Origin of the sequence: Klebsiella sp. GB_Kp047 (assembly GCF_040065235.1) — a bacterium.
In the GTDB taxonomy this organism is placed as follows: domain Bacteria; phylum Pseudomonadota; class Gammaproteobacteria; order Enterobacterales; family Enterobacteriaceae; genus Klebsiella; species Klebsiella quasipneumoniae.
Genome location: NZ_JBEAJG010000040.1, coordinates 189,758 through 208,993, shown reverse-complemented (window position 1 = coordinate 208,993; position 19,236 = coordinate 189,758). Strand labels below are relative to the sequence as shown.

The 19,236-nt window shown below is 57.6% G+C and carries 16 protein-coding genes and 1 pseudogene; 6 read left to right on the top strand and 11 right to left on the bottom strand.

All coding sequences use genetic code 11. The features are described 5' to 3' along the window. Positions 1 to 94: 94 nt before the first annotated feature. Positions 95 to 1,045, bottom strand: coding sequence for a D-alanyl-D-alanine endopeptidase (gene pbpG / locus ABLV76_RS20005; RefSeq protein ID WP_162994654.1), 951 nt, complete (start codon positions 1,043 to 1,045; stop codon positions 95 to 97). A 188-nt stretch (positions 1,046 to 1,233) separates the two neighbouring features. Next, positions 1,234 to 1,821: a Yip1 family protein gene (locus ABLV76_RS20000; RefSeq protein ID WP_004201605.1), complete on the bottom strand. Its 588-nt coding sequence runs from the start codon at positions 1,819 to 1,821 to the stop codon at positions 1,234 to 1,236. A 153-nt stretch (positions 1,822 to 1,974) separates the two neighbouring features. Between ABLV76_RS20000 and ABLV76_RS19995 the strand changes: the two genes are divergently transcribed. Beyond that, positions 1,975 to 2,544 carry a DedA family protein gene (locus tag ABLV76_RS19995; protein WP_023318737.1) on the top strand — a complete coding sequence of 190 codons (570 nt, stop codon included), beginning with the start codon at positions 1,975 to 1,977 and terminating at the stop codon, positions 2,542 to 2,544. Positions 2,545 to 2,577: 33 nt separating this feature from the next. On the opposite strand, the gene mdtQ is transcribed toward ABLV76_RS19995, so the two are convergent. Next, on the bottom strand, positions 2,578 to 4,017 hold the full coding sequence (mdtQ, locus tag ABLV76_RS19990) for a multidrug resistance outer membrane protein MdtQ (protein WP_023318738.1): 1,440 nt from the start codon (positions 4,015 to 4,017) through the stop codon (positions 2,578 to 2,580). Between the two features lie 128 nt (positions 4,018 to 4,145). Here mdtQ and ABLV76_RS19985 point away from each other — a divergent pair, with 128 nt between their 5' ends. After that, positions 4,146 to 4,880 (top strand): class I SAM-dependent methyltransferase, encoded by a 735-nt coding sequence (locus ABLV76_RS19985; protein ID WP_065803060.1) that lies wholly within the window; start codon positions 4,146 to 4,148, stop codon positions 4,878 to 4,880. Between the two features lie 33 nt (positions 4,881 to 4,913). On the opposite strand, the gene ascB is transcribed toward ABLV76_RS19985, so the two are convergent. The 5 genes and pseudogenes from ascB to dusC all read right to left on the bottom strand — a co-directional run bounded on the left by ascB (position 4,914) and on the right by dusC (position 11,969). Next, positions 4,914 to 6,308, bottom strand: a complete 1,395-nt coding sequence (ascB, locus tag ABLV76_RS19980; RefSeq protein ID WP_065803061.1) for a 6-phospho-beta-glucosidase — start codon at positions 6,306 to 6,308, stop codon at positions 4,914 to 4,916. A 15-nt stretch (positions 6,309 to 6,323) separates the two neighbouring features. Next, positions 6,324 to 8,298, bottom strand: a pseudogene (bglF, locus tag ABLV76_RS19975) (PTS beta-glucoside transporter subunit IIABC). 28 nt (positions 8,299 to 8,326) lie between these two features. Next, positions 8,327 to 9,160, bottom strand: coding sequence for a transcriptional antiterminator BglG (gene bglG / locus ABLV76_RS19970; protein WP_048295206.1), 834 nt, complete (start codon positions 9,158 to 9,160; stop codon positions 8,327 to 8,329). A gap of 155 nt (positions 9,161 to 9,315) precedes the next feature. After that, on the bottom strand, positions 9,316 to 10,680 hold the full coding sequence (locus tag ABLV76_RS19965) for a carbohydrate porin (RefSeq protein WP_243827133.1): 1,365 nt from the start codon (positions 10,678 to 10,680) through the stop codon (positions 9,316 to 9,318). Positions 10,681 to 11,036: 356 nt separating this feature from the next. Next, entirely contained in the window at positions 11,037 to 11,969 is a 933-nt protein-coding gene (gene dusC / locus ABLV76_RS19960; protein ID WP_043520328.1) for a tRNA dihydrouridine(16) synthase DusC, read from the bottom strand. Between the two features lie 357 nt (positions 11,970 to 12,326). On the opposite strand from dusC, the gene ABLV76_RS19955 reads away from it, so the two are divergent. The 4 genes from ABLV76_RS19955 (at position 12,327) to sanA (ending at position 15,491) form a co-directional block, all read left to right on the top strand. Then, on the top strand, positions 12,327 to 12,731 hold the full coding sequence (locus ABLV76_RS19955; RefSeq protein WP_004201620.1) for a CidA/LrgA family protein: 405 nt from the start codon (positions 12,327 to 12,329) through the stop codon (positions 12,729 to 12,731). Continuing rightward, positions 12,721 to 13,416 (top strand): CidB/LrgB family autolysis modulator, encoded by a 696-nt coding sequence (locus tag ABLV76_RS19950; protein ID WP_004201621.1) that lies wholly within the window; start codon positions 12,721 to 12,723, stop codon positions 13,414 to 13,416. The genes ABLV76_RS19955 and ABLV76_RS19950 overlap by 11 nt, the downstream gene beginning before the upstream one ends. 128 nt (positions 13,417 to 13,544) lie before the next feature. Beyond that, the gene (cdd, locus tag ABLV76_RS19945; RefSeq protein WP_180234410.1) at positions 13,545 to 14,429 is read left to right on the top strand and encodes a cytidine deaminase; all 885 of its coding nucleotides are present in this window, start codon (positions 13,545 to 13,547) and stop codon (positions 14,427 to 14,429) included. Between the two features lie 345 nt (positions 14,430 to 14,774). After that, a complete protein-coding gene (sanA, locus tag ABLV76_RS19940) occupies positions 14,775 to 15,491 on the top strand; it encodes an outer membrane permeability protein SanA (RefSeq protein WP_004201624.1) in 717 nt (238 codons plus the stop codon). A 70-nt stretch (positions 15,492 to 15,561) separates the two neighbouring features. Here sanA and mglC read toward each other — a convergent pair whose 3' ends face one another. From mglC to mglB, 3 genes are all read right to left on the bottom strand, one after another. After that, the gene (mglC, locus tag ABLV76_RS19935) at positions 15,562 to 16,572 is read right to left on the bottom strand and encodes a galactose/methyl galactoside ABC transporter permease MglC (protein WP_002912871.1); all 1,011 of its coding nucleotides are present in this window, start codon (positions 16,570 to 16,572) and stop codon (positions 15,562 to 15,564) included. Between the two features lie 15 nt (positions 16,573 to 16,587). Further along, entirely contained in the window at positions 16,588 to 18,108 is a 1,521-nt protein-coding gene (gene mglA / locus ABLV76_RS19930; RefSeq protein ID WP_004201625.1) for a galactose/methyl galactoside ABC transporter ATP-binding protein MglA, read from the bottom strand. A gap of 118 nt (positions 18,109 to 18,226) precedes the next feature. Beyond that, the gene (mglB, locus tag ABLV76_RS19925) at positions 18,227 to 19,225 is read right to left on the bottom strand and encodes a galactose/glucose ABC transporter substrate-binding protein MglB (protein ID WP_004201626.1); all 999 of its coding nucleotides are present in this window, start codon (positions 19,223 to 19,225) and stop codon (positions 18,227 to 18,229) included. Positions 19,226 to 19,236: the final 11 nt, after the last annotated feature.

Here is a 19,236-nt window from a genome sequence, read left to right as displayed (position 1 = left end):
CTGCGCTTGCCGGGCCTACGAAGGGGGCGAACCCGGCGCCAAATCACGTAGCCCGGATAAGGCGCAATGCGCCGTCATCCGGGGGATGTGCAGATTAATCGTTCTGCGCGGTCTGGGCGCCGCCTTTCAGCATCGCCTCCGCCATCTGCGCTTCGCGCTGCTTCTTATAGCTCAGCGCCGAAGCCGGCACCGGCATCACCTTCCCGGTCTCGATCCACGTGCGCAAACGGCTGGCGTCGGCAAAGTGGGTATATTTGCCGAAGGCATCCATCACCACCAGCGCCACCGGGCGTTGGTTGATCACCGTGCGCATAATCAGGCAGTGGCCGGCGGCGTTGGTGAAGCCGGTTTTGGTCAGCTGGATGTTCCAGTTGTCGCGATACACCAGATGGTTAGTGTTGCGGAACGGCAGGCTGTAGGCCGGATGGGCAAAGGTGGCGGTCTCTTCTTTGGTGGTGCTCAGCTGGCCGATCAGCGGGTACTGCTCGCTGGCGATCAGCAGTTTGGTCAGATCGCGGGCGGTGGAGACGTTATGCACTGACAGTCCGGTGGGCTCCACGTAGCGGGTATGGGTCATCCCCAGCGCCTGCGCTTTGGCGTTCATCGCGCGAATAAAGGCGTCGTAGCCGCCCGGATAGTGATGCGCCAGGCTGGCGGCCGCACGGTTCTCGGAAGACATCAGCGCCAGCAGCAGCATATCGCGGCGGCTGATTTGGCTGTTGAGACGCACGCGCGAGTAAATCCCCTTCATTTCCGGGGTATGGCTGATATCCACCGTCAGCATCTCATCCAGCGGCAGATGGGCATCGAGCACCACCATGGCGGTCATCACCTTGGTGATCGACGCCATCGGGCGCACCAGATCCGGCTGGCTGGAGTAGATGATTTTTTTGGTGGCCAGATCGACGATCATGGCGCTGCCGGAAGCGATGTCCGGCTGCGAGGCGGTCACCGCCGTCGGGGTTTTTGCTAACGCCTGGGGCGCAAAAGGCACAGCCAGCAGCAAGGTCAGGCTGAGCAAAGAGACTCGAAATTTCGGCATCATGGGCATTCTGAAAAGTATTTTTGCACGTTATGCAACGTACGCCGCGAGGTTAAGTGGGCAACTTCGCTGGCAAACGCCATCATACCGCGCTGTAAGGCCCTGTGCCTAATAAGAATCGTGAAGAAATGCTGCATTGCCGACATAAAATACATATTTGCCGGCAATGCATATTGACCCGTTACGTCCGATCAGAAGAGTCGGTAGCCATACCCCCACAGCACCACGGTGATCGCCAGCAGGACTTCCAGCACCAGCACCCCGATGGCCAGGGTTGAGCTGGCGAAACTGAGCCCCTCTTCCCGGTTAATGCTCAGGAAGGTCGGGATCCCGAGATAGAGCAGATAGCCAGTATAGAACAGGGCAATGGTACCGATCAGCGCGCATAGCCAGACCAGCGGATAGAGCGCCACAATCCCGCTCAGGAACAGCGGTGTGGCCACATAGCCGGCAAATACCATGCAGCGTTTCAGGGAAGGCTGCTGTGGATACTGCCTGGCCATCCACCAGATGACCCGCCCCATGATCGCCACCCCGGCGAGCATCACGGCATAAAACAGCACCGCCAGCGCCAGCCCGGTCAACATCGACAGTTTAATAATAGTGCCGTCGCCGAAGTTCCAGCCCAACTGCGTGGTGCCGATAAAGGCGCAAACCACCGGAACCGCCGCCATCAGCAGCACATGGTGCGTATAGTGATGAGAAATGGTTTCATTCTCGCTCTTAATCACGCTCATCTCCCGGTTGGGATGAGCGAAGAGCCCCCAGACATGGTTCATAGCGTCCCCCTTGTCACGGCTTCGTACTGCACTGATCCAAGTATAATTCACCCTGTAGATTATTTTGTGTACAGCGCAAAAAATCTGCCTCGCCGCGTTTTGGTCAGTAGGGTGTATGATTAAGAGGTGATGAGGTAAGGAGAAAAGCTGTTTATGGATATCAATCACCTGATTTCCCAGTATGGCTACGCGGCGCTGATCGTCGGCAGCATGGCGGAAGGTGAGACCATTACCCTGCTGGGCGGCGTCGCAGCGCATCAGGGGCTACTGAAGTTTCCCCTGGTGGTGATCGCCGTCGCCCTCGGCGGGATGATTGGCGATCAGCTGCTCTATCTGCTTGGTCGCCGCTTCGGCGGGCGCATTCTGCGCCGTTTCGCCAGCCAGAAGGCGCGGATCCGGAAAGCGCAGCGCATGATCCAGCACCGGCCGTGGCTGTTTGTCATCGGCACCCGCTTTATGTACGGCTTCCGGGTGATCGGCCCCCTGCTGATCGGCGCCAGCCGCCTGCCGCCGCGCATTTTCCTGCCGCTGAATATTGTCGGAGCGCTGGTGTGGGCCCTGCTGTTTACCACCATAGGCTATCTTGGCGGCGAGGTGGTCGGCCCGTGGCTGCACCATCTGGACGCCCATCTGAAGCATTGGATCTGGCTGATCCTCGCGGTGCTGGTGGTCGTGGCCGCCCACTGGTGGCTCAGGCGGCGCGAGAGTAAGAAGAAAGACTGAGCGGCGCGCCCGCGGGCGCACCGTGGTTGGCGGTTACTTCACCGTCTGGTGGTAGCCGCCGCCAAGGGCCGAGGTCAGCTGAATGCTGGCGTCAATCCACTGGCCGTGCAGGCGCAAGGCGGTGATACGCTCCTGCAGCGCCGGGAGTTTCGCCAGGCTCACCCTGGAGCCGGGCAGGATCCCCGCCGCCATTCGGGCCTGCGCCAGATCCACCACCCGCTGGGCGTCTTTTTCAACCTGCTGCTGCTGTTGGCTTTTGGCCATCAGCGTCTCGACCTGGCTGGCGGTTTTCGCCACCTGGTTGACGGCGTCCACCACCGCTTTGTTGTATTGGGCGATGGACAGGCTGTTCTGCGCGCTGGCGATATCCAGATTAGCATTGAGACGACCGCTGTCGAAGATCGGCAGCGTCAGTCCGGCGGTGACGCCCATCTGCTGCGCCGAATGGCGGAAAAGATCGCTTAAGTGCAGGGCATCCTGCTGCAGGAACGCCATCAGGTTGATGTCCGGATAAAACGCCGCCTTCGCCGCGTCCACTTCGCTCAGCGACGCCTCGATATACCAGTGAGCGACCTGCAGATCCGGGCGGCGCGCCAGCAGCTCATAGCCGAGGGTATCCGGCAGCTGCGCGCTGACCGTCGGCAGGCTGGCGGGTTTGAGGTTTAGCGACTGGCTCTGGCTGTTGGTCAGGGCCATCAGCCGCGCTTCAATCTCTTTCATCGTGCCCGCCACGTCCGCCAGCTGCTGGTCGGTTTTGCTGACGTTAATATCGTTCTCCGCCCCTTCGGCGGAGTTGGTGATCCCGCGCTGATACAGGGCCTTGTCGACCGTCACGATATTATTTTGCTCGTTTTTCACTTGCTGCAGCACCGCTTTGATCGCCGCTTCCGTCTGCCACTGCCAGTACAGGCGCGCCACGCTGCCGGAGAGCAGCTCGCGGGTCTGGGCCTGCTCGGCCACCTGGGCTTTCAGCTCGCCGATGCGCGCTTTCACCAGCGCGCGGTTTTTGCCCCACAGATCGAGATCCCAGCCGGCAGTCAGGCCGAAGGTGCCATTGGTGTACCACGGGCCGGTATTGCCGTCGGTATCGGTGGCGAACGGCCCCATCAGGCCTTCAGCGGACATTTTCTGCCGTTCGATATCGGCGGAGAAATCCATCTCCGGGCCAAGATTCGCCTGCGACATTCGCGCCTGCGCTTCAGCAAGCCTGATGCGCTGTTCGGCAATCTGCATGTCCGGCGCGTTGGCGAGTGCGCGCTGAATCAGATTATCCAGTTGGGCATCGTGGTAGTCTTTCCACCAGTCGGTGTGTGGCCAGCCATTTTTGACGGCGGCGGGAAGATCCATGGAAACGTGGGAAGCCGGAATTTGCTGCTGCGGCGGATTAGCGACCTCATGAGAAGGCGCGCAGCCAGCCAGCGCGATGGCCAGGGGCAACGCCGCCAGCACGCTATTTTTTAATATCAATTTCATTTAACAGGTCAGATAACGTAATCAGGTTGGTTATCATAAATTAATTGAATTAAACGCGTTTAGTAAAGCGTGTGACTAAATTATTAGTTAGCTAAAAATAAACAACCTTATCAATTCAAGGGATGAATATGAGTCAGAATATTTATGACGACCCGCAGTTCTTTGCCGGCTATGCGACCCTCGATCGCTCGGTGAAGGGACTGGAGGGTGCACCAGAGTGGCCATCGCTGCAGGCAATGCTGCCGCCAGTAACCGGTTTGCGGGTGGTGGATCTCGGTTGTGGCTACGGCTGGTTTTGCCGCTGGGCGCTGCAGCAGGGAGCCAGCCAGATAATTGGTTTTGATATCTCCCGACGTATGCTGACGCAGGCGCGAGAGATGACCCGCGGGGATGAGATTGACTACCGCTGCGCCGATCTGCAAACCCTGACGTTGCCCGCCAACAGCTGCGATCTGGTCTATAGCTCACTGGCGCTCCATTACTTACCAGACATCGCCCCGCTCTTCACTGCCCTGCAGCAGGCGCTGGTCCCTGGCGGCATCCTGGTCTTTTCCGCGGAACATCCCATCTATACCGCGCCGCTGCATCAGGGATGGCAGGTGAATGAGCAGGGGCAAAAAAGCTGGCCGGTCAGCCACTATCAGCAGGAGGGCGAGCGCGTAAGCAACTGGTTTGCCGAGGGCGTCATTAAACAGCACCGCAAACTCTCAAGCTGGGTAAACGCGCTTATCGCCGCTGGTTTTGTGCTGGAGCAGCTGGATGAGTGGGGTCCGAGCGCCGAACAGATTGCTCAACAGCCCGCCCTGGATGAAGAGAAAGAGCGTCCGATGATCTTTTTACTGCGCGCGCGTAAACCGGGCTGATCCCTCGCCCGGCGATGGCCGGGCGGGGAAGCATTACGCTTTCAGGCTGGCGCCGCGGCTGGCAATCACCTCTTTATACCAGTCAAAGCTCTTCTTCTTACTGCGTGCCAGGGTGCCGGTGCCGTCATCATGGCGGTCAACATAGATAAAGCCGTAGCGCTTCGACAGCTCCGCCTTCGAGGCGCTCACCAGGTCAATCGGCCCCCAGCTGGTAAAGCCCATCAGCTCAACGCCATCGTCAATGGCTTCCCGCGCCTGCACCAGGTGGTCGTTCAGGTAGCTGATGCGGTAGTCATCATTAATGCTGCCGTCGGCTTCCACCTTATCTTTGGCGCCCAGACCGTTTTCCACGATAAACAGCGGCTTCTGATAGCGATCCCACAGCACGTTCAGCAGCGTACGCAGGCCGAGGGGGTCTATCTGCCAGCCCCACTCCGAGCTCGCCAGGTGCGGGTTCGGCACCATGCTAAGTATATTGCCGCGCGCCTGCTGGTTCAGCGCCTCATCGGCGGTGACGCACCCGGTCATGTAGTAGCTGAAGGAGATAAAATCGACGGTGGTTTTCAGCGTTTCGCGATCGGCCTCGGTGATGTCGAGCGTGATGCCGTTGTCGCGAAAAAAGCGCTGCATATAGCCCGGGTACGCCCCGCGCGCCTGCACGTCGCCGAAGAACTGCCAGCTGCGGTTCTCCTGCAGCGTCTCAAACACATCTTCCGGTTTGCAGCTCAGGGGATACATCAGCCCGCCGAGCAGCATATTGCCGATTTTGCCCTCGGGCACCAGCTCATGACAGGCTTTGACCGCCAGAGCGCTGGCCACCAGCTGGTGATGAATGGCCTGATACACCTCGCCTTTGCTGCTGCCGGCCGGCAGGCCGACGCCGGTCAGCGGGGCATGCAGCGACATATTGATTTCGTTAAAGGTCAGCCACAGTTTGACTTTGTTTTTATAACGGCTGAACACCGTCCGGGCGTAGCGCTCAAAGAAGCCAATCACCTGCCGGCTGCCCCAGCCGCCGTAATTTTTCACCAGCGCCCATGGCATTTCATAATGCGACAGCGTCACCAGCGGAGTGATGTTGTGCTTCGCCATCTCGTCGAACAATTTGTCGTAGAAGGCGAGTCCGGCTTCGTTCGGCTCGGCGTCGTCGCCGTTGGGGTAAATTCGCGTCCAGGCGATGGAGACCCGCAGGCAGTTAAAGCCCATCTCAGCGAACAGGGCGATATCTTCCGGGTAGCGATGGTAAAAATCGATCGCCACATCCTTTATGCCGCTGTCGCCGGGTACGCGCTCGACCACTTCGCCGAAGACGCCGTGCGGCTGCACATCGGAGGTGGATAACCCTTTGCCATCTTCCAGGTACGCCCCTTCCACCTGATTCGCCGCGGTCGCGCCGCCCCATAAAAAATCTGTCGGGAATGTTTTCATCTCTCTCTCCTGTGATTAATGGCTGACTGACAACAACGGCTGACCGGCTTCGACGGCGCTGGGCGCCACCGTGTCGATCTCACGATAGTCATCGCTGTTGCTGATAATAATCGGGGTCGCCAGGTCGTAACCGGCGTCCAGAATCGCCTGACGATCGAACTCAATCAGCAGATCGCCGGCCTGTACCCTGTCGCCCTCTTTCACATGCGCGGTAAACGGCACGCCGTCGAGTTTGACCGTGTCGATGCCAACGTGGATCAGCAGCTCGATGCCGCTGTCGCTCTGCAGGCCGATGGCGTGTTTAGTCTGAAACAGGGAAGCCACTTCGCCCGGGAATGGGGCAATGACTTTGCCCACCGCCGGGATAATGGCGACTCCTTTCCCCAACAGGCCGCTGGCGAAGGTGCTGTCCGGCACCTGATCGAGGGCGATGACGCTGCCGCTCATCGGCGCCAGGATGTCATTTGCCGAGACCGGCGCTACCGCCACGGCGCCCGGCGCGGCGCTGGCGCGCGGCAGGCCGGCGAAGAAAGTTAAACCACAGGAGATAATCAACGCCGCGAAGATACCCACTACGCCGCCCCAAACGGTGCTATCAAGCCCTTGGGGCGGGATCATTTGTGCGACAGTAAAAATGTTCCCGAAGCCGAATGAATAGACGTGAGCGTTACTGAAGCCCACAATCGCGCCGCCAATGGCGCCCGCCACGCAGCCGAAGATAAATGGCCGGCGCAGCGGCAATGTTAAGCCATAGATAGCCGGCTCGGTAATGCCGAAGATGCCCGCTGAAAACGCAGAGCCGGCCAGCACTTTCTGGCGGGCGTCGCGGGTTTTCAGCAAAATACCCAGCACCGCGCCGACCTGCCCCATCACGGCCGGCAACAGCATGGGCAGCATGGAATCATGGCCAAGCACCGTCAGATTGTTAATCATCAGCGGAATCAGCCCCCAATGCAGGCCGAAGATCACACAAACCTGCCACAGCGCGCCCATCGCCGCTCCCGCCAGCCACGGCGCCACCGCGTAGATAATCTGATACCCCTGGGCCAACAGATGACTGAGCCAGGTCGCCAGAGGACCAATCAGCAGAAACGTCAGCGGAACCACAACGGCGAGACAAATCGCCGGGGTAAAAAAGTTTTTCATCGATGACGGCAGCAGCGCGTTGCTCTTGCGCTCCAGCCAGCAGGAGACCCATGAGGCGAGAATAATCGGGATCACTGACGAGCTGTAGTTGATAAAGGTCACCGGAATGCCGAGAAAGTGCTCCACCGCCGCGCCCGGCGCCTGGCTGGCCTCAAAGGCCTGAATCATCAGCGGGTGGGTTAACGCCCCGCCAATCACCATCGAGATAAACGGGTTGCCGCCAAACTTCTTCCCGGCGGTATAGCCAAGAAACAGCGGGAAGAAAAAGAACAGCGCGTCGCTGGCAGCAAACCAGATTTTATAAGTCCCCTGCTCCGGCGTAAGCCAGCCGCAGGTCACCGCCAGCGCCAGCAGGCCTTTCAGCAGACCGGTTGCCGCCATCACGCCGATAAACGGTGTAAAAATGCCGGAGATGATGTCGATAAGCTGGCTTAACACCGATCCTTTGGCCGCTTTTTCCTCGGCAACCGGTTCGCTGTCATCGCTTAACCCCGCCTCCTGGCGCACCGCCAGCCAGACGTCGTGAACGTGGTTGCCAATCACCACCTGAAACTGGCCGCCGCTCTCCACCACCATAATGACGCCCGGATTCGCCTTCAGCCCTTCGGCATCGGCTTTGCCGTTATCTTTCAGTTTAAAACGCAGACGTGTCGCACAGTGAACCAGACTCACAATGTTCTCTTTGCCGCCGACGCGGTTGAGAATATCCTGCGCGAGTGCTTTATATTCCATGCTCTTTTCCTTACTGCCGCTGCCCGCAGACAACCGGCGACTGAGTAGTAAAAATAAAAAAAACCCGAGAACCACGCCGGTAGGCGTCGCGCTCAGGTTTTGCCTGCATCATGCAGTAACAATCCAGTTTGTCGGGAGACTTAGCGTCCCTCTTTTCTTACCCGTTCAATATGAATGGCAAGAAACATAATTTCTTCGGTGGTCAGCGCACGCTGATACTGCTTTTGCAGATGCGTCGCCACCGTTTCCGCACACTTCCACGCTTTGGCGTAGTTGTCTTTCACCGCGCTGTGCAGCGAGACGTCGTCATCTTCCACCACCGTGCGGGTCAGCATCCGCTGAGCGAAAAACTTCAGGTGGGTGACGAAACGCTGATAGCTCAGCGACTCCTCGTCGTAGTTCAGCTGCAGCTGATACTTCACCAGCTGCAGGATCTCCTGCATCACCCGGGTCACGTGCATGACCTCCGGCATTTCGCTGTTGAGCTGCGCCGTCACCAGATGCAGGGCGATAAACCCGGCTTCATCCTCCGCCAGCGCCACGCCTAGCCTTTTGGCAATGATGGCCCTTGCCTCCTGGCCCAGCGCGAACTCCTTCGGATACAGCCGCTTAATCTCCCACAGCAGCACGTTACGCAGTGCGATGCCCTTTTTCTGCCGCTCGATAGCAAAATGACAGTGATCCGTTAACGTGATGTACAAACTTTCCTGTAACTTGCCCAACCGCCCGCGTGCCAGGTCGATAATGCGATCGCAGGTGGTCATCACTTCTAACGGAATCTGACTGAGCAGCTCGCCTAAGCGGCCGACCAGCTCATCGCTTTGTAAGGCGAAAACTTTTTCAATTTTACTGTCGTCCAGCACGTCGCCCGGGCGTTTCTGAAAGGCCAGCCCTCGCCCCATCACCACCTGTTCGCGCCGGTGCTCGTCGAGAACCACCACCACATTGTTATTGAGTACTTTGGCGATTTGCATATAGACCCCAGAAACAAAAAAACCTGACCCCCGACGAAACGCCAGGTGATCAGGTTTTGCCTGCCGCAGCAGTTGCAATCCAACGGCAGCACTGTAACAACTTCTGCTGCGCGCTCAACCTGACAAGTGAAAAAACGTGATAAAGATCGCGACTATCAGAAGGTCACGACGGTTTTCCACTCCACCACCCACGCGTCCTGGGTCTGCGCAACGCCGCCCGGACGGTGCCAGTACTGCAGGCCCGGTTGCAGCTCCAGCCAGGAGACCGGGCGGAAGCGATAATAGAGTTCGCCATTCAGCGAGTGGCCTGCCACCGGCAGCCAGGCCGGATCGTTATAGTCGGTGGCGCCGCTGAGCTGGTTCATATAGCGCTGATTGCGCGCGTAGTGGCTGCTCATGTCGATCCACGTCAGGCCGAAGCCGATCCAGTCCTCCGGACGGGCGTCAAACAGCCCGCGGTAGCGCAGTGAGGCGGCGACGGCGGAGTGGATATAGTTGCTGCGCTGGTCGCTGAGGCTGCCGCTCAGCGAGACGCTCATTCCCCGCAGCGGATCGTCGGCATGGCGGGTAATCTGCTGGTTCAGGCCAGCGTACATAAACCAGGTGCTGTCGTGCTCGGCGTAGCCTTGCGGGTCCGTCGCCCCGGCGCCGCCAGATTTGCCGCTATAGAGGTCGCTTTGCGGCGCGTTAGTCCAGACCACACCGAGGTTATAGGCCCCCGGAAGGCCATTAATCAGCGGGCGGGTTTCGATCTCCATTGGCAGTAAAATGCCTTTGCTGCCCTTCGTCGACCAGCTCCAGGCGTGGCTGCGCGAGGCGGCCTGCGGGTTCTGCTCCATCACCCCGCCTTTGAGGGTGACCGTCGGCGTCAGCTTGTACTCGAGGGTGGTGCCCCAGGTGTGGATATTCCAGTTATTCCACGTCAGCGAGTTGGCCGATTTGCCGCCGCACTGGGTCAGCAGCTGGAAATCGCAGGGAATGATTTGGTCGAAGGTTTGCACCTTGTTCATCATGCCGATACGCCAGGTCAGGCGACGGTCGTCAAAGCTGCGGGCGAAGGTCAGCCAGCCGAGACGGGTGATCGACCCGCCGCCCCAGCTCTCCTGCGACAGATCGTTAAAGCTGACCCGCGGATCCTGCAGCCGTTTCGTGGTGAGGTTATCATCATGGTTGCGGTTGACGATATTACCCTCAAGCCGCGCGTCCGGTATGCCGGTCCAGCGCTCCAGATCCTGGGTAAAGGTCAATGACACCTGGTCAATATAGGCCAGATGTTTATCATGGTTATAGCCGCCGCCGGCGTTGTAGGCCATCTCGTTAAGATAGCCAAGATTATAATGAAAGCCGTTCTCTTCAAGGATGGGACGAATGCCCAGCATATCGCCCAGCAGCCCTGGCTGTCCGGCTTCAAACCCCAGCACGCTGCCGTTCCACGCCGGGGTTTGCGCCGCGTTCACGGCGGGCGCCATAGTCGCCAGCGCCGCGCCGATAAAAAGCTGATTTATTTTTTTGTTATGCATTGTGATCTCCACCGTGACTGAATAAAAACAAAGGGGATCCCCAGGCTATTTATTTACCCGTTTTCTTTTTTTAAAAATGAATGGCAAAAAGCGTCCGTCGGTAATAAAACCGCGACAATGCCAGAGAAATCGTTATTCACATCTCATTGTTTTGCATCATCATTTTATCCACCCTGAATTTTTACCAAAAAAAAACCTAAGCACTTTGCGCCACGAATGACGAAAGTGCTTAGGTTTTGCCTGAGTTCAGTAGCAATCCTGAATTGATTGACCGCACATTATCACTTTATTCAACCCATGCCTATCATCAATAGGCATGCAAGTAATAATATGTGAAGCGAATAACAGTATGGCGGTTAATAGCGGCCGATCGCCACCGCTATTTCAGCAGAGGTTTGCAGGGCGCGAATTTCATTAAACAGCGTCAGCGCCTCGGTATATTCCTTGCGTAAATAGCCTAACCATTGCTTAATTCTCGCTACATGATACAGGCCGGTATCGCCCTGCTTTTCCAGACGGGTATATTTTTGCAACAGCTGAACCACCTGCGGCCACGGCATGCGCGGTTCGTTGTATTTGATCACCCGGCTGAGGTTCGGCACGTTGAGCGCCCCGCGGCCAATCATCACCGAATCGCAGCCGGTGACGGCCATACAGTCCTGCGCGCTTTGCCAGTCCCAGATCTCGCCGTTGGCGACCACCGGAATAGTCAGACGCTGGCGGATCTCGCCGATGGCCTGCCAGTTGATGCGCTCTGCTTTGTAGCCATCTTCTTTGGTGCGGCCATGGACCACCAGCTCGCTGGCCCCTGCCTGCTGCACCGCGTCGGCGATTTCAAAGCGCCTTTCGCCGCTATCCCAGCCGAGACGCACCTTGACGGTCACCGGTAAATCCGCAGGGACCGCTTCGCGCATGGCTTTCGCGCCGCGATAGATCAGCTCTGGATCTTTCAGTAGCGTCGCCCCACCGCCGCTGCCGTTCACCAGCTTCGACGGACAGCCGCAGTTTAAATCAACACCCCACGACCCCAGCGCCACCGCGCGGGCGGCGTTTTCCGCCAGCCACTCGGGATATTGTCCCAGCAGCTGGACGCGCACGCGGGTACCGGACGGGGTGCGGCTTTGATGATGCAGTTCCGGGCACAGCCTGTAGAACGATTTGACCGGCAGCAGTTGGTCCACCACGCGCAGAAATTCGGTGATGCAAAGATCGTAATCGTTAACCTCGGTCAGCAGCTCGCGCACCAGCGAATCGAGCACGCCTTCCATCGGCGCCAGTAGTACACGCATATCGTTACCCGGAAAAAAAAGAGGCGCTATGGTAGCGCCTCCGGGCGTTGGTTGAAAGCGCTCAATGCGTCCGACCCAGCGCACTCCGGTCCCCGGACGCCCGAGGCGGCAAAACGGCGAGATAATCTCTATGCTTTACAGGGGTCTGTGGCGTCTCATTTACCTTTATTTGCCGCGCCTCGTCCAGCAAGGTAGCGTGGGGAGAGAAACCGTCTAAGCCGCAAGGCTTCGGACTCTGACGGGCGAGACGATGGTTCCCGTAAGCTATAAGCGCTATGCATAGAATTCATGATGTGATCGGTAGCACATTTTAGGGATTAATTGTATGATGAATTCACTTCATCAAGGGTTATTACCATGAGTAAATCGCTGACTATTATCTGGCAGTACCTGCGGGCTTTCGTCCTGATTTACGCCTGCTTGTACGCCGGAATATTTATCGCCGGGCTGCTGCCCATCACCATCCCCGGCAGCATCATCGGCATGCTGATCCTCTTCGTGCTGCTGGCGCTGCAAATCATGCCGCCGCAGTGGGTCAACCCCGGCTGCAATATCCTGATCCGCTATATGGCGCTCCTGTTCGTGCCGATCGGCGTCGGCGTGATGCAGTACTGGGATCTGCTACGCGCCCAGCTTGGGCCTGTCGTTATCTCCTGCGCCATCAGCACGCTGGTGGTGTTTGTGGTGGTGAGCTGGAGTTCCCATCTGGTGCATGGCGAACGTAAAGTGATTGGGCAAAAGGAAAAGAAAAATGATGCATGAAATCTGGTGGTCGCTACCGCTTACCCTGATCGTCTTTTTCCTCGCCCGCAAACTGGCGGCCCGCTTCAAATTCCCGCTGCTCAACCCGCTGCTGGTGGCGATGGTGGTGATTATTCCCTTTCTGCTGCTGACTGGGATCTCCTATGAACGTTATTTTGCCGGCAGCAAGATCCTGAACGATCTGCTGCAGCCGGCGGTGGTCGCGCTGGCCTTCCCGCTATATGAACAGCTGCACCAGATCCGCGCGCGCTGGAAATCGATCATCACCATCTGCTTTATCGGCAGCTGTGTGGCGATGATCACCGGCACCACCGTGGCCCTGCTGATGGGCGCCACGCCGCAAATCGCCGCCTCTGTTCTGCCCAAATCGGTGACCACGCCGATTGCGATGGCGGTGAGCGGCAGTATCGGCGGCATCCCGGCCATCAGCGCCGTGTGCGTGATTTTTGTCGGTATCCTTGGCGCGGTATTCGGCCATACGCTGCTCAACCTGATGCGTATTCGCACCAAAGCATCACGTGGCCTGTCGATGGGCACCGCCTCGCACGCCCTCGGTACCGCCCGCTGTGCGGAACTGGACTATCAGGAAGGAGCGTTCAGCTCGCTGGCGCTGGTGCTGTGCGGGATCATCACCTCGTTGATGGCACCATTTTTATTCCCGCTGATCCTCGCGGTGGTGGGATGAATTGTGATTCAAGTCACATTTATTAATGCAACAAAGAAAAGTTGCATTAGTAATGGGATGTAAATCACATTTGAAACCCCTTGACGCCCGTACACTGGTTCCCCATTACATTGTTATGAGGCAACGCTATGCACTCACGTTTTCAAGCTGCTTTGACTACCCTGGCAGCAGACCTGCAGGCGGCCATCTCCCCGATGCTCGCCGACCCGCACTTCCCGGCGCTGCTCGAAGCCGATCAGGTGGCGACGCTGCAACAGGCGACAGGTCTGGACGAAGACGCGCTGGCCTTTGCGCTACTGCCGCTGGCCGCCGCCTGCGCGCGCGCCGACCTTTCTCACTTTAACGTCGGGGCTATCGCCCGCGGCGTCAGCGGCCGCTGGTACTTTGGCGGCAACATGGAGTTTCTCGGCGCCACCATGCAGCAGACCGTCCATGCGGAGCAGAGCGCCATCAGCCACGCCTGGCTGCGCGGTGAAACCTCCCTGCGCGCTATCACGGTGAACTACACGCCGTGCGGCCATTGCCGTCAGTTTATGAACGAACTGAACAGCGGACTGGCGCTGCGCATTCATCTGCCCGGTCGCGAAGCCCATGCTCTGCAGCACTATCTGCCGGATGCCTTCGGCCCGAAAGACCTGGAGATCAAAACCCTGCTGATGGACCACCAGGACCACGGCTTCCCGGTCAGCGGCGATGCCCTGTCCCAGGCGGCGATTGAGGCCGCTAACCGCTGCCACGCGCCGTATAGCCATTCGCCTTCCGGCGTGGCGCTGGAGCTGAAAGATGGCACCCTTTTCAGCGGCAGCTATGCGGAAAACGCGGCGTTCAACCCGACGCTGCCGCCGCTGCAGGGGGCGCTGAATCTTCTCAGCCTCAACGGCTATGATTATCCGGACATCCAGCGGGCGATCCTGGCGGAGAAAGCCGATGCGGCGCTGATTCAGTGGGACGCCACCGTCGCCACCCTGAAGGCGCTGGGCTGCCACAATATCGAGCGCGTGCTGTTAGGTTAATCAGCCTGCGCGCCTGAGCAGATGGCCGGATGACGGTTTCGTCTAATCCGGCCGACCTTTTATGCCGTTATGTTGTCGGGTGGCGCTCCGCTTACCCGACCTACCGTTCGCGCCATTGCGAGCTGAAGATCGCTATGGCTGCTGAAACTGCCGACCTGACAGCCTCAAAGTCGCTGAGACGTTCCCGGAGGGCCGGAGAACAGGTTGCGGCTACGCCTTGCCCGGTCTGGGATCGGCGATCGGCTCATATTGCTGAAAATCCCCGCAATTAAACGCGGGTTTCTTGCGCTTACCCGGCGGGTAAAGTAGCCTGAAGACTCCGTTGTCTATTATTGAGCCAAGTTCATGTTAAAGCGTGTGTTCTACAGCCTGTTAGTCCTGCTCGGCCTGCTGCTGTTGACCGTGCTGGGTCTTGACCGCTGGATGAGCTGGAAAACCGCGCCCTATATCTATGACGAGCTGCAGGACCTCCCCTACCGCCAGGTCGGCGTGGTGCTGGGCACCGCTAAATACTACCGCACCGGGGTGATCAATCAGTATTACCGCTACCGCATCCAGGGCGCGCTGAACGCCTACAACAGCGGCAAGGTCAACTATCTGCTGCTGAGCGGCGATAATGCTCTGCAAAGCTACAATGAACCGATGACCATGCGCCGGGACCTGATTAAAGGCGGCGTCGATCCGGCGGATATCGTGCTGGACTATGCCGGTTTCCGCACGCTTGACTCGATCGTCCGCACCCGCAAAGTGTTCGACACCAACGACTTCATTATCATCACCCAGCGCTTCCACTGCGAACGGGCGCTGTTTATCGCCCTGCATATGGGGATCCAGGCCCAGTGCTACGCGGTGCCGTCGCCGAAGGATATGTGGAGCGTGCGGCTGCGCGAATTCGGCGCCCGCTTCGGCGCGCTGGCGGACCTCTACATTTTCAAACGGGAACCGCGCTTCCTTGGCCCTTTAATCCCGATTCCGGCGCAGCAGCACGACGTGCCGGATGACGCCCAGTCATACCCGGCGGTCACGCCGGAGCAGCTGCTGGAGCTGCAGAAAGAAAAGTAGCCTCCATCATCGCATCCGTTTCAGGTATAAAAAAACCCGCGCCAGGCGCGGGTTTTTACTCAGGCAAAAATTACTTCTTACGGGCGTATTTCAGGGAATCCAGCGCCACGGCGAAGATAATGATCGCCCCCTTAATGATGTACTGCCAGTAAGGGTTGACGCCAATGTAGGTTAGGCCATAGTTGATCACGGTGAAGATAATTACCCCTGTCACCACGCCGAATACGGTCCCTACCCCGCCGCTGAACGATACACCGCCCACCACGCAGGCGGCGATGGCGTCCAGTTCGTACATAAAGCCGAGGTTATTGGTCGCCGAGCCGATACGACCGGCTTCCAGCAGGCCGCCGAAGGCGTAGAACACCCCGGAGAGGGCATAGATCATCAGCAGGTTCAACGCCACGTTAACCCCGGAGACTTTCGCCGCTTCCGGGTTACCGCCGATAGCGAAAATGTTTTTGCCAAAGCGCGTCTTGTTCCACAGGATCCAGACAAAGAAGACGGCAATCAGCGCGTAGAAGGTGATATAGGACAGGCGGAACGAGCCCAGCGCCACAAACCCCTGCGCGAAATGGGAGAAGTGACTGTCGAAGCCGGAGATCGGCGACGCGCCCACGAAATCGTAGTACAGCGAGTTAATGCCGTAGACGATGATCATGGTCCCGAGAGTGGTAATAAACGGCGTTACGTTCAGATAGGCAATGACGATCCCGTTAATCAGGCCGATGACCGCCCCGATGGCGCATACCAGCAGGATGACCAACGGGATCGGCATGGTCGCCATATCCGGGAACACCTTGTTGGCATTATCCACCGCCTGCAGCATGGTGGCGGCAATCACCGCCGCCAGTCCCACCTGACGGCCGGCGGAGAGGTCCGTGCCCTGCGTGACGATCAGTCCGGCCACGCCGAGGGCAATAATAATACGCACCGAGGACTGGGTCAGAATATTACTCAGGTTGAGCAGACTTAAAAATGTCGGATCCTGGAAAATAATAATGGCCAACAGGACCAGAAGGACGACATATATCCCACCCTCTTTCAGGTAAGTGAGAAAACTCTTTTTATTTAACGCACTCATGTGAAGCCCCTGATCTTAAAGGTGCAATGACGCAAGACGCAGTATTTCGTTTTGCGTGGTGGTTTTAGTCTCAACAATGCCCGCGACCAGGCCGTTGCTCATTACCAGAATGCGGTCGGTAATCCCCAGCAGTTCCGGCATTTCGGAAGAAATAATAATGATCCCTTTATCTTTTTTAGCCAGCTCGGCAATCAGCTGATAGATCTCGAATTTGGCACCGACGTCGATACCGCGCGTCGGCTCGTCCAGCATCAGGATCTCCGGCTGGGTCAGCAGCCAGCGGCCAATAATGACCTTTTGCTGGTTACCACCAGAAAGCGAACCAATCTGCGTATGCTGGCCGGGGGTTTTAACGCGCATGGAGTCAATCACCCATTGGGTATCGCTCTTCATCCGCGAGTTATCCAGCAAGCCGACGCTGTTTTTATATTTCTTAATATTGGAGATCAGCGAGTTAAAACCGATGTCCAGATAGGCGTAAATTCCGGTGGAGCGCCGCTCCTCGGTTACCAGCGCAAATCCGTGGTTAATCGCCTCATTGGCGCTGTGGTTGTTGATCTTCTTCCCGTGCAGGGTAATGGTGCCGCTGGCCTTCTCACGGATCCCGAACAGGGTCTCCACGATGTCGGTACGCTTCGCGCCCACCAGACCGGCGATACCGAGAATTTCGCCCTTATGCAGGTCGAAGGAGACATCGCGAATGGAGGGCTGGCGCAGGGAGGTGAGATTGCGCACCTGGAGGATGACTTCCCCCGGGGTGTTTTCACGATCCGGGAAGCGCTGATTGAGCGAACGCCCGACCATCATGGCGATGATCTTGTCCATATCCAGCCCTTCCAGCGGCTGGGTAGCGATCCACTGGCCGTCGCGCAGGATGGTAATTTCATCGCACAGCTGGAAAATCTCTTCCATTTTGTGCGAGATATAGACGATACCGCAGCCGCGATCTTTCAGCTTGCGGATGATCTTGAACAGATGGTTGACCTCTTTCTCCGTCAGCGATGACGTCGGCTCGTCCATGATGACGATTTTGGCGTCATAGGAAAACGCCTTCGCGATCTCAATCATCTGCATCTGAGATACCGATAAAGTCCCGACGCGGGCGCGCGGATCGATATCAATATCCAGCTCATCAAAAATAGCCTTGGTATCCCGGTACATTTTGTCCTGATCGACAAACATGCCTTTGGTGGGATAGCGGCCGAGCCACATGTTGTCCATGACCGAACGCTGTAAGACCAGGTTTAATTCCTGATGCACCATCGAAATACCGTTTTCCAGGGCTTCTTTCGCCGAATGGAAATCGATCTCTTTTCCCTGAAAAAGAATGCTGCCGGAATCTTTTTGATAGATCCCAAAAAGGCATTTTAATAATGTCGATTTTCCGGCGCCGTTCTCACCCATTAACGCATGAATGGAGTGCGGACGAACCTTCAGGTTGACATTATCAAGAGCCTTGACGCCAGGAAACGATTTGTTGATGTTGGTCATCTCCAACAAATATTCGCCTGACCGTTCGCTATTATTGCTGACCATAGTTATACCTGGCTGCGTTCATGCACGCCCCGTCCGGCGCAATAACGCCAGCAGGAGTCTGGTTCTGTATCAGGAATAATCGGGCGTGGATAACCCACGCCCGCAACTCACATCACGATTATTTGCCGGTAAACTGGCTCAGGTTGTCTTTATCGACCCCCACGTAGGGGACGCGAACAATCTTGTTGTCAATTTTCCAGTTGGTGCCTGCCGCCGCCTCTTTTCCGTCGGCAAGGTTTTTCGCCAGCTCGAAGGTCGCTTTCGCCTGGTTGTTAGCATCGTTCAGCACGGTACCGGCCATCGCGCCGGATTTCACCAGCGCCAGGGCTTCCGGCAGGGCGTCAACGCCGAACACCGGAATGCTGCTCTTGTTGTGCGCTTTCAGCGCTTCAACCGCACCCATCGCCATGGCGTCATTGTTGGCGATCACCACTTCAATCTTGTTCGCATTCGGGCCGGAGAGCCAGGCGTCCATTTTGTCTTTCGCCTGGGCGGTATCCCACATAGCGGTGTCCATCTGCAGCTGCTGGGTCTTCAGACCTTTATCGTTCAGCTCTTTGATAACGTAGGTGGTACGCGCTTCCGCATCCGGATGGCCCGGCTCGCCTTTCAGCAGGACGTACTGGATCTGGCCGTCTTTATTCAGATCCCAGTTCGGGTTGGCTTTCCAGTGCTTGGCGATCAGATCGCCCTGAATAATCCCGGACTCTTTCGAGTCGGTACCGACGTAGTAAGCCTTGTCATAACTATCCAGCGCTTTACGGGAAGGCTCTTTGTTGAAGAACACCACCGGAATATTCTGCCCGCGCGCTTTTTCGATGACCGTTCCCGCCGCAGCCGGGTCAACCAGGTTGATCGCCAGGGCTTTCACGCCTTTCGCCAGCAGCACGTCAATCTGATCGTTTTGTTTCGACTGGTCGTTCTGCGAGTCATTCATCAGCAGCTGGACGTCAGGCGCGGATTTGCCATCTTTTTCAATCGCCTTACGCACCACCGACATAAAGTTGTCGTCATATTTATAAATCGTCACGCCGATACGGGTATCTGCTGCGTGTGCTGCGGCGCCAAATAACAGACCAGCCATTACAGCAGAGAGGGTAAACACCTTCTTATTCATGGAATCTCCGG

Bases quoted from the DNA above. Each gene is read 5' to 3' on its own strand.
- pbpG (WP_162994654.1), bottom strand. From the start codon at position 1,045: ATGATGCCGAAATTTCGAGTCTCTTTGCTCAGCCTGACCTTGCTGCTG.
- ABLV76_RS20000 (WP_004201605.1), bottom strand. From the start codon at position 1,821: ATGAACCATGTCTGGGGGCTCTTCGCTCATCCCAACCGGGAGATGAGC.
- ABLV76_RS19995 (WP_023318737.1), top strand. From the start codon at position 1,975: ATGGATATCAATCACCTGATTTCCCAGTATGGCTACGCGGCGCTGATC.
- mdtQ (WP_023318738.1), bottom strand. From the start codon at position 4,017: ATGAAATTGATATTAAAAAATAGCGTGCTGGCGGCGTTGCCCCTGGCC.
- ABLV76_RS19985 (WP_065803060.1), top strand. From the start codon at position 4,146: ATGAGTCAGAATATTTATGACGACCCGCAGTTCTTTGCCGGCTATGCG.
- ascB (WP_065803061.1), bottom strand. From the start codon at position 6,308: ATGAAAACATTCCCGACAGATTTTTTATGGGGCGGCGCGACCGCGGCG.
- bglG (WP_048295206.1), bottom strand. From the start codon at position 9,160: ATGCAAATCGCCAAAGTACTCAATAACAATGTGGTGGTGGTTCTCGAC.
- ABLV76_RS19965 (WP_243827133.1), bottom strand. From the start codon at position 10,680: ATGCATAACAAAAAAATAAATCAGCTTTTTATCGGCGCGGCGCTGGCG.
- dusC (WP_043520328.1), bottom strand. From the start codon at position 11,969: ATGCGTGTACTACTGGCGCCGATGGAAGGCGTGCTCGATTCGCTGGTG.
- ABLV76_RS19955 (WP_004201620.1), top strand. From the start codon at position 12,327: ATGAGTAAATCGCTGACTATTATCTGGCAGTACCTGCGGGCTTTCGTC.
- ABLV76_RS19950 (WP_004201621.1), top strand. From the start codon at position 12,721: ATGATGCATGAAATCTGGTGGTCGCTACCGCTTACCCTGATCGTCTTT.
- cdd (WP_180234410.1), top strand. From the start codon at position 13,545: ATGCACTCACGTTTTCAAGCTGCTTTGACTACCCTGGCAGCAGACCTG.
- sanA (WP_004201624.1), top strand. From the start codon at position 14,775: ATGTTAAAGCGTGTGTTCTACAGCCTGTTAGTCCTGCTCGGCCTGCTG.
- mglC (WP_002912871.1), bottom strand. From the start codon at position 16,572: ATGAGTGCGTTAAATAAAAAGAGTTTTCTCACTTACCTGAAAGAGGGT.
- mglA (WP_004201625.1), bottom strand. From the start codon at position 18,108: ATGGTCAGCAATAATAGCGAACGGTCAGGCGAATATTTGTTGGAGATG.
- mglB (WP_004201626.1), bottom strand. From the start codon at position 19,225: ATGAATAAGAAGGTGTTTACCCTCTCTGCTGTAATGGCTGGTCTGTTA.